Origin of the sequence: Pseudomonas sp. NyZ201 (genome assembly GCF_049860765.1) — a bacterium.
Classification (GTDB): domain Bacteria; phylum Pseudomonadota; class Gammaproteobacteria; order Pseudomonadales; family Pseudomonadaceae; genus Aquipseudomonas; species Aquipseudomonas bharatica.
Genome location: NZ_CP187557.1, coordinates 1337063 through 1351988, shown reverse-complemented (window position 1 = coordinate 1351988; position 14926 = coordinate 1337063). Strand labels below are relative to the sequence as shown.

7 protein-coding genes are annotated in these 14926 nt (G+C 66.7%); 5 read left to right on the top strand and 2 right to left on the bottom strand.

The annotated features are described in order from the left end of the window. Positions 1 to 235: 235 nt before the first annotated feature. Both ACPFMA_RS06220 and metR read left to right on the top strand, forming a co-directional pair. Positions 236 to 5386: a dermonecrotic toxin domain-containing protein gene (locus ACPFMA_RS06220; protein ID WP_425929855.1), complete on the top strand. Its 5151-nt coding sequence runs from the start codon at positions 236 to 238 to the stop codon at positions 5384 to 5386. Positions 5387 to 5479: 93 nt separating this feature from the next. Further along, the gene (metR, locus tag ACPFMA_RS06215; RefSeq protein ID WP_009399801.1) at positions 5480 to 6397 is read left to right on the top strand and encodes a transcriptional regulator MetR; all 918 of its coding nucleotides are present in this window, start codon (positions 5480 to 5482) and stop codon (positions 6395 to 6397) included. Between the two features lie 3 nt (positions 6398 to 6400). On the opposite strand, the gene ACPFMA_RS06210 is transcribed toward metR, so the two are convergent. Next, the gene (locus ACPFMA_RS06210) at positions 6401 to 7039 is read right to left on the bottom strand and encodes a LysE family translocator (RefSeq protein WP_279899610.1); all 639 of its coding nucleotides are present in this window, start codon (positions 7037 to 7039) and stop codon (positions 6401 to 6403) included. A gap of 111 nt (positions 7040 to 7150) precedes the next feature. After that, positions 7151 to 7549, bottom strand: coding sequence for an NUDIX hydrolase (locus tag ACPFMA_RS06205; protein ID WP_064303645.1), 399 nt, complete (start codon positions 7547 to 7549; stop codon positions 7151 to 7153). Positions 7550 to 7654: 105 nt separating this feature from the next. On the opposite strand from ACPFMA_RS06205, the gene ACPFMA_RS06200 reads away from it, so the two are divergent. The 3 genes from ACPFMA_RS06200 to ACPFMA_RS06190 all read left to right on the top strand — a co-directional run bounded on the left by ACPFMA_RS06200 (position 7655) and on the right by ACPFMA_RS06190 (position 14882). Then, on the top strand, positions 7655 to 11926 hold the full coding sequence (locus tag ACPFMA_RS06200; RefSeq protein ID WP_425929854.1) for a DEAD/DEAH box helicase: 4272 nt from the start codon (positions 7655 to 7657) through the stop codon (positions 11924 to 11926). A 66-nt stretch (positions 11927 to 11992) separates the two neighbouring features. Continuing rightward, on the top strand, positions 11993 to 13612 hold the full coding sequence (locus ACPFMA_RS06195) for an FMN-binding glutamate synthase family protein (protein WP_009399809.1): 1620 nt from the start codon (positions 11993 to 11995) through the stop codon (positions 13610 to 13612). A gap of 145 nt (positions 13613 to 13757) precedes the next feature. Beyond that, the gene (locus ACPFMA_RS06190; RefSeq protein WP_425929853.1) at positions 13758 to 14882 is read left to right on the top strand and encodes an OpgC family protein; all 1125 of its coding nucleotides are present in this window, start codon (positions 13758 to 13760) and stop codon (positions 14880 to 14882) included. Positions 14883 to 14926 lie beyond the last annotated feature (44 nt).

Sequence of the window (14926 nt, the reverse complement as noted above, 5' to 3'; positions counted from 1 at the left end):
ACCGAAAACGAAATCCCCAGTAGAGCGCGAGTGTGATGATGTTCGTGCCGGCGCGCTGCCACAGTTCGGTGACAATTTCGTGAACCCTGCCGAGTGGCCTTGTGTTGTTCTTCCCGGCCCTATCGCTGGCTTGCCAGCGATAGGGCCGGGAAGAACAACACATAACTACCGCCCTGCCCCTGATGGCTTGTCCTGAAATCCGCCTTTCCCGGCCCACTCTCAAGGACAAGCCCCCATGCTCGACACCCCGGACCAACCCCTGATGGACGTGGTCGATTTCGACCTCACCCGCCACCTCGCCCCCCGCCATTTCGACGAAAACCTGTTCCTCGCTGCCACTCGCGCCTTGCAGCAAAGCCGCCAGCACCTGTTCGAGTTGCTGCGAGACGCCCCGACCATCGATATCGGGCAATCCCGCGACGAACGCGACCGCCAGTGGCAGGCCTGGTGGAACGGCCGCGCGCGCCATACCGCCGTCGCCCGTCACACCGACGCCGCCGGCCATTTTCGCCGGCATTACCAGGCCGCCTGCGCCCTTGCCTTCGCCGAGGGCCGGGTAAGCAGCGAACAACTGCCAGACCTGCACCATACCCGCCAGGCCAGCATCCCCCACGGCCGCGTGGCTTCGGGCAGCCAGCGCTCCCTGCCCGGCGCACTGGTCATCGCCGGACACCTGCTCTACCTCCCGGGCCATAGCCCGGCGTTGCAGGCGTTCGACAACCGCACGGCGCTGGAACAGTACCTGCTGGGCCGCCAGGACCTGCTCGACGGCTGCGTCGGCATCGACCACGAAAGCGTCGCCGCGCCGCTGGACAGCGCTTTCAAGCGCCTGCTCGGTGCCGTGCGCATCCGGCGCCTCGACGCCGACACGGCAGAGGCCGCCCTTGCCTTCGATCATTGGCGCAGCAGCACGCCCTTGCTGGCCGAGGCCACGGCGATCCCCCTGCTCGACGACGAGGCCCCGCGCAGCGCCGACGGCTTCGGCAGCCTCTATCACGACCTGCCCTTCAGCGCCCGGGTGGCCAAGGTCGAGCAGCAGCTCGCCGCTTTCGAAAGCCTGGCCGATGCCAATGCCGGGCAATTGCCCGCCAGCCTGCACGATGCCCTCGACACCCTGGCCGGCGCCGAAACCGCCAGCTTCGCCGCCGCCTCGGCCCTGCTCGCGCCGCAGGTGCCCGATCGCACCAGCGGCCACTACCAGGCCCTGAAACAGGCGCGTATCACCGGCCTGCGCGCCGAAGCGGATATCCAGCAGGCAATGAACCTGCTGGATGCCGGCCAGCGCGCCCTGCTCGACGCTGTACTGCTGGCGCCCCAGGCCGCACAGCGCCTGGACCCGGTGATCGTCGCCACGCTGTACCTGCAAGGCCACGACCAGCCCGGCGTGCATGAGCTGGAAGGTGTTTTGCTGATCGGTCATAGCGATGACCAAGGGCAGTTGTCGGCGGCCCAACCACTATTGCTCTGCTGGCCGGGTGCAGGCGGCGGCCTGCAGGGCTTCGCCTCGCGCCAGGCGCTGGAGCGGGAATTCTTCAAGACCGCCCCCGGCGAACGCAGCCTTGGCCTTCTGCCGCTGGCCGAAAATGCCTTCGATTACAGCCTCGCCCGGCAACTGTCGAAGTACGAAGCGGCACTGCGCGAACTGCACACCCTCAGCACGGATGAAACCCTGGAGTCCGCCGTGCACGCCCTGCGCGAGGACACCGTGGACAAACTGCGGGTGCCCGCCCATGCCGCCCGCGACATGGCACGCCAGCATCTGCTGGAACAGCACCGCACGCTGGTCCTGGCGCGCCAGGCCCCGGGCTGGCTCGATCGTCTGGGGGCCAGCGAGCGCCAGCAGCTCAAGCAGCTCATCGAGGACTATCTGGCCGCCGTGCAACGCTCGCGCAATTACCTGGCCAGTGCCCTGCCCCTGCGCGGCGAGTTCGCCCGGCGGCAGGTTGCGGCGCGCCTGCGCGAGGCCTTCAACCTGAGCCGTGACGTCCAGGTGCAGGTCGATCTGCCGGACACCGTCACCTACAGCCGCGACCCGGTGCCCGGCTCCGGCGCGCCGGGTACGCCGTCGAAACTGATTACCGTCCCGAGCAGCGAGCGCAGCCGGCTGTACCTGGAAGACCTGGCCCTGCAGAACATCGACCTGCCCATGCAGCAGCGCCTGCTGTTCATGCGCGTGCTGGTCAGTGGCAGTGCCAGCGCCGAGCATCCCCGGGTTCTGGCCGGCATCACCCAGGACTGGCTGGAAACCCTGGTCAGCGACCTCGATGTGGCCGGGCGCTATGAACAGAAGATCCTCGCGGCCTTCATGGGCAGCACCAGCGAGTCGCCGTTCGCCGCCGAGTATCGCCAGCAATGCCTGCTCGACCCGCTGCGCCTGATGTTGCGCATCCAGGGCGAGGCGGCCCTGCGCCAGCAACGCATCGACCAGCAGGGCAAGGCGTTGCTCGACGCCGCCATCGACATGGGCAGCCCACAGGTGAGCCTGCTGCCGGTGCTCCTGGCCAGCGGTGGTGAGGATACCGAAGGCCATGCGGCCGGCCTGTCCGGCATCACCCTGATCCACGGCGCCGACACTACCCTGCTGTATCTTCCGGACAGCCCGGACGGCCAGTTCCTGCGCCAGTTCGACAGCCTGGAGAGCGCACGCCGGGCAGTGTTCCGCCTGTGTTTCGATGCTCCCATGGCCCGGTACCTGGCCGGCCGTGCGCTGGCCGGCGATGTCGCTGCCCATCTCGCCCGGATCGAGGCGGCCTGCATTCGCCAGTTCGACGGCATCATCGCCATCGGCCTGGCATGGCCGGCGACCACCTCCCTGGCCGCCCACCTGTGCGATGCGCACAAGGGCCGGCTGATCGTCGCCCACCGTTCCTCGTCACGCTCGCGCCATGACCTGTTCATGGAGCGCCATGCCCTGGAAAGCGGCATGGTCTTCAACTACATCAAGATGGCCCTTGGCGCGGTGCCCTTCGTCGGCACGCTGGTGGCCGCCTTCGATGGCTGGCTGGCGGCCAACGAGGCGGCCGCGGCCTTCCAGCGTGGCGACAATGGCGAGGCCCTGCAGCAACTGGAGTGGGTATTGATGTGCCTGCTCGACGGAATGATGGATCTGCTGCCGGGTATCAGCGTCGACCCGGCCGCCCTGCGCCAGGTCACCCGCCAGCGCCGCCTGAACGGGCTCGACCGTTTATCCTCCGGGCGCATCGCCGGGCGCACGGCGGTGCAGCGCTTCAGTGGCTACGAATATGCCGGCGAACTGTCCCTGGCCGAGGTCGCCCCGGCCAGCGAGGGCATCTACCGCAACATCTACCGGCACGAGCAGGGCGACTTCATCCTCAACCACGGTCGCCTGTACCAGGTGACGTTCGACGAAAGCCGGCACACCTGGCGCCTGCTCGGCAAGGACAAGGGTTACCGCCAGCCGATCGCCCTGGACGACAACGGCCAGTGGGACACCCATGGCGCGCTCTACGGCGTCAATGTGGTCGGTCCGGTGAACGGCGGCGGCAACGTGCTCGGCCATATCGCCGACGGCCTCGATCCGCTGTGGCCGACGGTAATCCGCGATCGCCTGCCGCGCTGGTGGGTGGATGCCGGGCTGCGCCGCCTGCGTGCCCTGCAAAGCAGCACCGACTACCAGTTGCGCGAGCTGCACCGCCTGAACCTGCAAACGGCGGATGCCCAACGCCGTTTCAACCGCCTGACCGACGACGGCCAGCGCTATCGCGAGGCGGAGAAACTGGCCAACCACTTCGCCTACGAACGGCAGATCGCCGAAAAGGTCTATCCGGAGCTGGAGGAGCTGGCACAGCTCAGCGCCGGCAACAACCGCACCCGCGCCCGCGACCTGATGAGCCGGGTCGCCTGGCTGCAGGTCAACCGCTTGTCCAACGAACTCAACGGGGTCAAGCGCAGCGCCACGGAGATCCTCGACCAGGTCGACAGGCTGGTCGAACAGACCCGCAACACCCCGGCCACCCAGGTCGCCCGGCATATCGAGATCATGAAGCGGCGCAAGGTCCTGCGGGTGCAGTTGATCGGCAAGCTCCAGGCGGTGGCCAACTACACCCATGCCATCGAACTGTGGAGCAAGCGCATCACCAATGCCACGCAGAAAGCCAAGGTGGCCGAGGATATCGCCTACGCCCGCAACAACTTCAACCAGGCCACCTGCGACATCCTCAAGGTGCGCAACTACCTGGAAGTGATCAACCGCTACGAAACCGCCACCGACGAGTCCTGGTTCTACCTGCAGATCCCCGTGGCGCAGGCGCGGACCGAGGTGGATCGCAGCCTCAACAACCTTTTCCACTTGCCGGCGGTACGCAGCAGCGGCGAGCAGCGCAAGCGCATGCTGGAAGCCTGTATCGATACCTTCGAGCGCTACAGCTACAACCTGCGGGCCTGGACCACCAGCTACGCGCATTGCTTCGACCATGATTTCGTCGAACCGCTGCTGGAGCACCTGCAATCGATCAGTGACCTGGCCGAGCGCTGGAAACAGAAGATTCCCGAGCCTGCCGCAAAACCGCAACCCGGTCCGGGGCGCGGCCCGTCGGTGGCGCGCAAGCTGTTCGAGACCGAGGACCATCAGTTCTTCATCGGCATCGAGGAAGACACCGGCGGCCCGCAACGACGCATGACCATCAATCGGGTCAACAACAGTACCGAGGTCTATGTACCGGGCGAGGCCGGACGCTGGCGCCGGCTCGACGAACCGGGCAGCTCGCGGCCCGGCACGCCGCTGGACCTGGAGCGCCTGCTGCGCGAAGCCCGCGAACGCCTGGACAAGCTGCCGGCCTACCAGGAGAAGGTGGAAAGCTATGCCCGCGGCGACATGCTGCCGCGCAACCTGGAACACCTGCTGACCAGCGAAGCCAACGAATTGCGCATACGCGCCGAGCGCATTGCCGAGCAGGCCCCGCAAGCCGAATTGCTCGACGTGCTGCGGCGCAAGGCCGACGAGCTGGTCAGCACCGGGCGCGCACTGCGCATCCGCCAATCGCTGGCGAGCAAGACGCCCAACGAAGGCATCCTCGATTACCTGGTGGAACAAAAAGCCGTGGATATTCGCAAGATCGGCACCCTGACCAAGCTGCCCAAACGCATCGATGGGCTGCCGGATTTCCTTCTGGAGTACGAGATCCGCGACCTGACCCAAGGCCAGCCCTACAGCCTGTGGTATGCGCATTTCCATTACCAGAGCCAGACCCCGGGCTTCGAACGCTTCACCAAGGCCCACCTGAAGACCGCCGAGCAGCGCCGTCTCGGCCTGCAATGGCAACTGGCCCAGGGCGAGGGCGCCGAGCGCATCTGGCGCGGTGATATCGGTCGGCCGATGGCGAAGAAGCACTTCGCCGAACTGTTCCGTCAGCCGGCCTCGCAATAACCGTTCGAGCAGCGCCGGTCGACAGCCGGCGCTGCATGAGAGAAACTCACCGGCATTCTGTTTTCCTTAAAGATTTCTCATGGAGACTGCCGGGTGCTGGAAATCCGCCATCTGAAAACCCTGCACGCCCTGCGCGAAGCCGACAGCCTGGTCGAAGCCGCCGAGCGCCTGCATCTGACCCAATCGGCGCTGTCGCACCAGTTCAAGGAGCTGGAAGAACGCCTGGGCATGCAGTTGTTCGTGCGCAAGACCAAACCGATCCGCTTCACCAGCGCCGGCCTGCGCCTGTTGCAACTGGCCGACGCCACCCTGCCCTTGCTGCGCGGCGCCGAACGGGATATCGCCCGCCTGGCCGGCGGCACGGCGGGGCGCCTGCACATGGCTATCGAATGCCACAGTTGTTTCCAGTGGCTGATGCCGACCATCGACCAGTTCCGCGATGCCTGGCACGAAGTCGAACTCGACCTGGCCTCGGGCTTCGCCTTCGCCCCGCTACCGGCCCTGGCCCGCGGCGACCTCGACCTGGTCGTGACCTCCGACCCGCTGGACCTGGCCGGCATCACCTACGTGCCGCTGTTCACCTACGAGGCCATGCTCGCCGTGGCCAACCAGCATCCCCTGGCCAGCAAGCCCTACGTGGTACCGGAAGACCTGGCCAAGGAAACCCTGATCACCTACCCGGTGGAGCGTGATCGCCTGGATATCTTCACCCGCTTCCTCGAACCTGCGGACGTCGAGCCGGCGCAGGTGCGCACCGCGGAACTGTCGGTGATGATGATGCAACTGGTGGCCAGCGGCCGGGGTGTCTGCGGCATGCCACACTGGGCGCTGCACGAATACAGCTCGCGAGGCTATGTGAAGGCCAAGCGCCTGGGTGAGAAAGGGCTGTTCGCCACGCTCTACGCGGCAGTGCGCACCGATATGCTCGATGCGCCGTATATGCGCGATTTCCTGCTGACCGCCAAGGACACCTCGTTCTCCACCCTCGACGGCGTCAGTGCCGTGCGCTGAGGGTCAGGCCAGCTTGCGCTGCTCCTGCACCAGGCGCAGCGCCAGGGCAGCGAGGACGAAGCCCATCACATAACGCTGCAGCATCAGCCACAGCGGATAGCGCATGAACCAAGCGGAAATGCCGGCGGCGAACAGCGCGATCAGCAGGTTGACGGTAAAGCTCACGCTGATCTGGGTGATGCCGAGGATCAGGCTCTGCGCCAGCACCGAGCCGTGTTCCGGGGTGATGAACTGCGGCAGGATCGACAGGTAGAACATCGCCACCTTGGGATTCAGCAGGCTGGTCAGGAAACCCATCAATACCAGCTTGCGCGGCGAGTCCGGGGCCAGTTCGCGGGGTTCGAAGGGCGAACGGGCGCCGGGTTTCACGGCCTGCCAGGCCATCCACAACAGATAGGCTGCGCCGCCCCAGCGCAGCAGGTCGTAGCCCAGGGGCACGGCCATGAACAGCGCGGTCAGGCCGATGGCTGCGGCGGTCATATGGATGAGGAAGCCGGCGACCACACCGAGCAAGGACGTCACCCCGGCCATGCGGCCCTGGCAGATGGAGCGGGAGATCAGGTAGATCATGTTCGGCCCCGGGGTCAGGACCATCAGCAGGGCGGCGCCGGTGAACAGCAGCCAGTCGTTAAGGGGGATCATCGGGGGCACTCCTTTGCAGTGGGTTTCTTTGTTGTTCTTCAGGGCCTCATCGCTGGCAAGCCAGCTCCCACAGGGTCCGCATGTGGGAGCTGGCTTGCCAGCGATGTTGGTTCAGTCACCACGATACAACGGCAGGATCAAATCCCGGGTCAACGGCGCCAGCTCCAGTTCCCCGGCACTCATACCATCCACCCACACCGCCTCTTCGATTTCCGCAGCCGGCACTACCTCGGCACTGGTTTCCACCCGAAACAGCTCGCACACCACCTCGAACCCCGGCTCGTTCGCCGCCGGCGCGCTGAAGTTGCCCAGGTAACGGGCCTGCGCCTCATCGATGCGCAACCCCAGTTCCTCGAACAATTCCCGCGCCAGCGCTGTCACCGGCGCTTCGTCCGCCTCGATCTTGCCCCCCGGCTGCATGAACGCCAGGGTGCCGCGCTTGCGCACCAGCAGGGTCTGCCCGCGCGGATCGATCAACAGGGCGGCGGCGATTCGGATGGTCTTGCTCATGGAAACAGCTCACAACGATAGAAAGACGCGCAAGGATCCCATGCCCCTGCCACAGCTGACCAGTGGCACCTTGCAAGCACCGCACAAAGGCCGCATAAACAGCGAATGAATCTTCCCGCCCTCGATCATCCGGTACTGGACGCCTTTCACCCGGCCGTGCGCAGCTGGTTCCACCGCAGCTTCGCCACGGTCACCGCCGCCCAGGCCCGCGCCTGGCCGCTGATCCAGGCTGGCCGGTCGCTACTGGTGGCGGCGCCCACCGGTTCCGGCAAGACCCTCACCGCCTTCCTTGCCGTGCTCGACGAGCTGTTCGAACAGGGCCTGGACAACCACGGCCAGTTGCCGGACGAAACCCTGGTGGTCTACGTTTCGCCGCTCAAGGCGCTGTCCAACGATATCCAGATCAACCTGCAGAACCCGCTGGCAGGGATCAGCGCCGAACTGGAACGCGACGGCCTGCCGCTGCCGCACATCCGTACCGCCGTGCGCACCGGCGACACGCCGCAGAAAGAACGCACGGCGATGCGCCGGCAGGCCCCGCATATCCTGGTGACCACCCCCGAGTCCTTGTATGTGCTGCTGGGTTCCGAATCCGGGCGCAAAGGCTTGCAGACCGTGCACACGGTCATCGTCGATGAAATCCACGCCATCGCCGGCAACAAGCGCGGCAGCCACCTGAGCCTGACCTTGGAACGCCTGGAAGCCCTGTGCCAACGGCCGTTGCGGCGCATCGGCCTGTCGGCCACGCAACGTCCGCTGGAGCGTGTCGCGCAGTTCCTGGTCGGCACCGGGCGCCCCTGCGCCATCGTCGATATCGGCCATGCCCGCAAGCGCGACCTGGCCATCGAAGTGCCGCCGCAACCGCTGGGCGCAGTGATGGCCAACGATGTCTGGGACAGTGTCTACGACCGCCTCGCCGTACTCGCCCGCGAGCATCGCACCACGCTGGTTTTCGTCAATACCCGGCGCCTGGCCGAGCGCCTGGCCCGCCATCTGAGCGACCGCCTCGGTCGCGAAGCCGTGGCCGCGCACCATGGCAGCCTGGCCAAGGAAGCCCGCCTGGAGGCCGAGCAACGCCTCAAGCGCGGCGAGTTGCAGGTGCTGGTGGCGACCGCCTCGCTGGAGCTGGGCATCGATATCGGCGAGGTCGAACTGGTCTGCCAGATGTCCTCGCCGGGCTCCATCGCCGCCTTCCTGCAAAGGGTCGGGCGCTCCGGGCACCACGTGGAAGGCACGCCCAAGGGCCGTCTGTTTGCCACCAGCCGCGACGACCTGATCGAGTGCGTGGCCCTGCTCGACTGCGTGCGCCGTGGCGAGCTGGACGAGGTGGTGATCCCCCGCGCGCCACTGGACGTGCTGGCCCAGCAGATCATTGCCGAGGTCAGTTGCCAGCCCTGGCCGGAACAGGCGCTGCTCGACTGTTTCCGTCGCGCCCAGCCCTACGCCGCGTTGGATGAAAAACACTACGTGGCCTTGCTGCGCATGCTCGCCGAGGGCTACAGCGGTCGCCAGGGCGTGCGCGGCGCCTATCTCCATCGCGATGCGGTCAGCGGCGAATTGCGTGGCCGCCGCGGCAGCCAGCTGACCGCCCTGACCAGCGGCGGCACCATCCCCGACAACGCCGACTATGCCGTGCTCCTGGAACCCCAGGCGCTGAACATCGGCAGCGTCAACGAGGACTTCGCCGTGGAAAGCATCGCCGGCGATATCTTCCAGCTCGGCAACGCCTCGTACCGCATCCTGCGGGTCGAGCCGGGCAAGGTGCGGGTCGAGGACGCCCGGGGCCTGCCACCGAACATCCCGTTCTGGCTTGGCGAAGCGCCGGGGCGCAGCGACGACCTGTCGCGTGCCGTGGCCCGCCTCCAGGCGGAAATCGACCAGCGCCTGCAGGACAGCGGCGGCCATGAACAACCGCTGCTCGACTGGCTCGCCGCCACGCTCGGCCTCGGCCCCGACAGCGCCGGGCAATTGCTGGATTACCTGGGCCGCACCCGCCAGGTGCTCGGCGCCCTGCCGTCCCAGGACACCCTGGTGATGGAACGCTTCTTCGACGAATCCGGCGGAACCCAGCTGATCATCCACTCGCCGTTCGGCAGCCGCATCAACCGCGCCTGGGGCCTGGCCCTGCGCAAGCGCTTCTGCCGCACCTTCAACTTCGAATTGCAGGCCGCGGCCAGCGAGGACGCGATCATCCTGTCGCTTTCGGCCGGCCATAGCTTTCCCCTCGAAGAGGTCTGGCATTACCTGCCCAGTGCCACGGCCGAGCACATCCTGATCCAGGCGCTGCTCGATGCGCCGCTGTTCGGCGTGCGCTGGCGCTGGAACGCCGGGGTTGCCCTGGCCCTGCCGCGCTTTGCCGGCGGCAAGCGCATCGCCCCGCAGATCCAGCGCATGCGCAGCGAAGACCTGACCGCGGCGGTGTTCCCGGACCAACTCGCCTGTCTGGAAAATATCGCCGGCGAACGCGAGGTGCCCGATCACCCGCTGGTGGAACAGACCCTCGACGACTGCCTGCACGACGCCATGGACGCCGAAGGCTGGCTGGCCCTGCTGCGGCGTATCGAAAGCGGCGCTATCCGCCTGGTGTGCCGCGACCTGCCGGCGCCCTCGCCGCTGGCCGCGGCGATTCTCAATGCCCGGCCCTATGCCTTCCTCGACGATGCACCGCTGGAAGAACGGCGCACCCAGGCCGTGCTCAACCGGCGCTGGAGCGAGCCGCAAAGCGGCGATGAACTGGGCGCGCTGGACCGCGATGCGATTGCCGCCGTGGCGACGGAGGCCTGGCCGACGCCGAACGGCAACGACGAGATGCATGAAGCGTTGATGACCCTGGGGGCAATCAGCGCCGAAGAGGTGGCGGCCAACCCGGGCTGGGCAGAGTGGCTGGACGCGCTCGCCAGGGCGGGGCGTGCCTGCCGGGTTGCCGGACTGTGGCTGGCGCGGGAGCGACTGAACCTGTTGCTGGCTGTCTATCCCGGGTCTGGCGTCGAACCCGCGGTGCCCCTGCTGCCGGGCTTCGATGAGGTCATCGACCCGGACAGCGCCGCCCTCGAACTGATCCGCGCCCGCCTCGGCGCCTTCGGCCCGCTGACAGCGCCGCAGATCGCCGCGCCGCTGTACCTGCCGCTGTCCACGGTGAACCAGGCCCTGGCCCGGCTGGAAGGCGAAGGCTATGTGCTGCGCGGCCGGTTCCATCCCGACCAACCCGATGAACAATGGTGCGAACGCCATCTGCTGGCGCGCATCCATCGCTACACCATCAAGCGCCTGCGCCGCGAGATCGAGCCGGTCAGCCTGCAGGACTTCATGCGTTTTCTCTTCGACTGGCAGCACCTGTCCACGAGCGCACGCCTGCAAGGCAACGCGGCGCTGGGCGAAGTGCTGGAACAGTTCGAAGGCTACGCGGCGGCAGCCGGGTCCTGGGAAAGCGACCTGCTGCCGGCACGGTTGAGCGACTACAACCCGCGCTGGCTGGACGAAGCCTGCCGCGCCGGCAAGTTCGCCTGGGCCCGGCTCGGGCCTTCGGCCAAGGTGGCAGCCAGCACCTTGCGCAGCACGCCGCTGGTATTGCTGCCGCGCAGTCGCCTGGGGCTTTGGCAGGGGCTCGGGCCAGCGTTCGACCTCGACGCCCTGTCGCCTCGCGCGCAGAAGGTGCATGCCGCGCTGAGCCAGCATGGCGCGCTGTTCTTCGACGAACTGCGCGACGAGGCCCGCCTGCTCCCCACCGAACTGGAAAACGCCTTGCAGGAGCTAGTGGCCGCCGGGCTGGTCAGTGCCGACAGCTTTGCCGGATTGCGCGCGCTGATCACGCCGGCCAGCAAGCGCCAGGCCCACGGCAGCCGGCGCGGACGCGGGCCGCTGTTCGGCGGCATGGATGATGCCGGACGCTGGGCCCTGTTGCGTCGGGGCAGCGCCGAGCGCGAGGACACCCATGAACATATCGCCCGCGTCCTGCTGCGCCGCTACGGCGTGGTGTTCTGGCGCCTGCTGGAGCGCGAGGCCGACTGGCTGCCGAGCTGGCGCGAACTGCTGCGCACGTTCCACCGCCTCGAAGCCCGTGGCGAGATCCGCGGCGGGCGCTTCGTCAGCGGGCTGGCCGGGGAGCAGTTCGCCTTGCCGGAGGCCATTGCCGTGCTGCGCGGGGTTCGGCGGCGGCCGCTGGATGGCAGCCTGGTGGTGGTCAGCGGCAGCGACCCGCTGAACCTCAGCGGCAGCCTGCTGCCCGGCAGCAAGGTCCCGGCGCTGGCGGGCAACCGCTTGCTGTATCGGGATGGCGTGCCGCTGGCGGCGCTGGTGGCGGGGGCGGTGCAACTGTGGCCGGAGGTGGATGGGCAAGATGAAAACCTGCTGCGGGAGCGTCTGATCCGGGGCATGTGACTGGATACAATTCCACATCCGCTATATGGTTTACGGCTTGCCTGACGTGCCCCACAAGGAAACCGTATGAGCCTGTCACTCCTGAGCCGCTACGCCTTCTTCGTCGCCTGCGTCATCTTCACCCTCGCCTGCCTGCCTTTCCTCCGGCACGACTGGCTCTGGCCGTTCGCCCTGGCCACCGGGGTGTTGAGCCTGATCGGTGTGTTCGACCTGCTGCAGAAGCGCCACGCGGTGCGGCGCAATTACCCGATCCTCGGCAATATCCGCTATCTGGTCGAGGGCATTCGCCCGGAGATCCGCCAGTACCTGCTGGAGGCCGACAGCGATGCCCTGCCGTTTTCCCGGGCGCAGCGCTCGCTGGTGTACGCCCGGGCCAAGAACGAGCAGTCGGACAAGCCGTTCGGCACGCTGATCGATGTGTACCAGTCCGGCTTCGAATTCATCGGCCACTCCATGCGCCCGGCGCCGCTGGCCGACCCCACCGCGTTCCGCGTGATCGTCGGCGGGCCGCAGTGCACCCAGCCGTACTCGGCCTCGGTGTTCAACATCTCGGCGATGAGCTTCGGCTCGTTGAGCGCCAATGCCATTCGCGCCCTCAACCTCGGTGCCAAACTGGGAAACTTCGCCCATGACACCGGCGAGGGCAGTATCAGCCCCTATCACCGCGAACATGGCGGCGACCTGACCTGGGAACTGGGTAGCGGCTACTTCGGTTGCCGCACCGCCGACGGCCGTTTCGACCCCGAGCGCTTCGCCGCCCAGGCCCGGGACCCGCAGGTGCGCATGATCGAAATCAAGATGAGCCAGGGCGCCAAGCCCGGCCACGGCGGCATCCTGCCCAAGCACAAGGTGACCAGGGAGATCGCCGAGACCCGCGGCATCATGATGGGCGAGGACTGCATTTCGCCGTCACGGCACAGCGCGTTTTCCACGCCGATCGAGATGATGCAGTTCATCGCGCAATTACGTGAGCTGTCCGGCGGCAAGCCGGTGGGCTTCAAGTTCTGCCTGGGCCATCCCTGGGAATTCATGGGCATCGCCAAGGCCATGCTGGAAACCGGCATCCTCCCGGACTTCATCGTGGTCGACGGCAAGGAAGGGGGTACCGGCGCGGCGCCGGTGGAGTTCACCGACCATATCGGCGTACCGCTGCGCGAGGGCCTGCTGTTCGTGCACAACACCCTGGTCGGGCTCAACCTGCGCGACAAGATCAAGCTCGGCGCCAGCGGCAAGATCGTCAGCGCCTTCGATATCGCCAGCGTCCTGGCCATCGGCGCCGACTGGGCCAACTCGGCGCGGGGCTTCATGTTCGCCATCGGCTGCATCCAGTCGCAAAGCTGCCACACCAACAAATGCCCGACCGGGGTCGCCACCCAGGACGGCCTGCGCCAGCGCGCCCTGGTGGTGCCGGACAAGGCCGAACGGGTGTTCAACTTCCACCGCAACACCCTCAAGGCCCTGGCGGAAATGCTTGCCGCCGCTGGCCTGGATCATCCGTCGCAACTGGAGGCCAAGCACCTGGTGCGACGCATGTCGGCTACCGAGATCAAGCTGTTCTCCCAATTGCATGTGTTCCTCAAGCCGGGAGAACTGTTGGGCGGCGAGGTCAGCGGCGAGTTCTACCAGCGCATGTGGCGCATGGCGCGGGCAGACAGCTTCGAGCCGCACAGCGAAGCGGCGGCCTGAGAGACATTCAGTAACATCCCTCCGTTGCAATCGCCGTTGAAACTGCCCACCCTCCGCGCCGTCGATCGGTTATGACCGACGGCGCGGAACCGGGGATCACTGCGCTCGATCCTCTAGTGAAATACCCTTCGCACGAGCCTTCAGCATGACCAATGCCCGCGATCATCGAATCGACTTCTTCCGGGGCCTGGCGCTGGTCTTCATTTTCTGGGACCACATTCCCGGCAACCCGCTGGCCAACCTGACCGTACGCAATTTCGGCTTCAGCGACGCCGCGGAGATCTTCGTCTTCCTCGCCGGCTACGCGGCGGTGCTGGCCTACGGCAAGGTGGCGCTGCGCGACGGCTGGGTAGTGGCCTGCGTGCGCATCCTGCGCCGGGCGTGGGTGCTTTACGTGGTGCATATCTTCCTGCTGGTGTTGTTGATGGGCATCGTCTTCGTCGCCAATAACCATGTGGAAACCCGCGACATGATCCAGGAAATGGGCCTCTACTACTTCCTCGGCAATCCGCAGCAGGCACTGGTGGACGAACTGCTGCTGCGCTTCAAGCCCAACCTGATGGACCCGCTGCCGCTATACATCCTGCTGCTGCTCGGGCTGCCACTGGTGCTGCCGTTGCTGATGAGGAAGGCGGAATACGTGGTCGGGGTGTCGGTCGCGCTGTACCTGATGGCGCCGATGTTCCAGTGGAACCTGGCGGCGCAGGAAGGCGGGGTATGGTTCTTCAACCCGCTGGCCTGGCAGTTGCTGTTCATTCTTGGCGGCGCGGTGGCGATCAATGGACAGCGCGAGCAGGCGCCGGAGCGGCGGCCATTGCTTCGGCAGCCGTTGTTCGTGGTCTCGGCGATCTACCTGGTGCTGTGTGCCGTGATTGCCCTGTCGTGGCGCTGGCCCGAGGTGCATGACGCGGTGATGCCGAAGTGGCTGGCGGAGTGGTTGTATCCGATCAGCAAGACCAACCTGTCGCCGACGCGCTTGCTGCATTTCCTGGCGCTGGCCTATTGCACGGCGAAGCTGCTGCCCGCCGGGCCGTGGGTGGACACCTGGCTGGCGCGGCAGAGTTGCCGGATGGGCAGGTATTCGCTGGAGGTGTTCTGCCTTGGCGTGCTGCTGGCACCGCTTGCGGACATGGGCAATGCGCTGGCCGGGGATCATTGGGCGATGCAGGTGGTAACCGCATTGCTGGGGCTCGGGTTGATGATGGGGCTGGCGTTGTGGCTGGACTGGAACAAAAGGCTGACCCGGGTGGTGCCGGTACAGGTGATTTGATCTGAGGGCCTCATCGCCGGCAACGCCGGCTCCCACAAGGTCCG

Bases quoted from the DNA above. Each gene is read 5' to 3' on its own strand.
- ACPFMA_RS06220 (WP_425929855.1), top strand. From the start codon at position 236: ATGCTCGACACCCCGGACCAACCCCTGATGGACGTGGTCGATTTCGAC.
- ACPFMA_RS06195 (WP_009399809.1), top strand. From the start codon at position 11,993: ATGAGCCTGTCACTCCTGAGCCGCTACGCCTTCTTCGTCGCCTGCGTC.
- ACPFMA_RS06210 (WP_279899610.1), bottom strand. From the start codon at position 7,039: ATGATCCCCCTTAACGACTGGCTGCTGTTCACCGGCGCCGCCCTGCTG.
- ACPFMA_RS06200 (WP_425929854.1), top strand. From the start codon at position 7,655: ATGAATCTTCCCGCCCTCGATCATCCGGTACTGGACGCCTTTCACCCG.
- ACPFMA_RS06190 (WP_425929853.1), top strand. From the start codon at position 13,758: ATGACCAATGCCCGCGATCATCGAATCGACTTCTTCCGGGGCCTGGCG.
- ACPFMA_RS06205 (WP_064303645.1), bottom strand. From the start codon at position 7,549: ATGAGCAAGACCATCCGAATCGCCGCCGCCCTGTTGATCGATCCGCGC.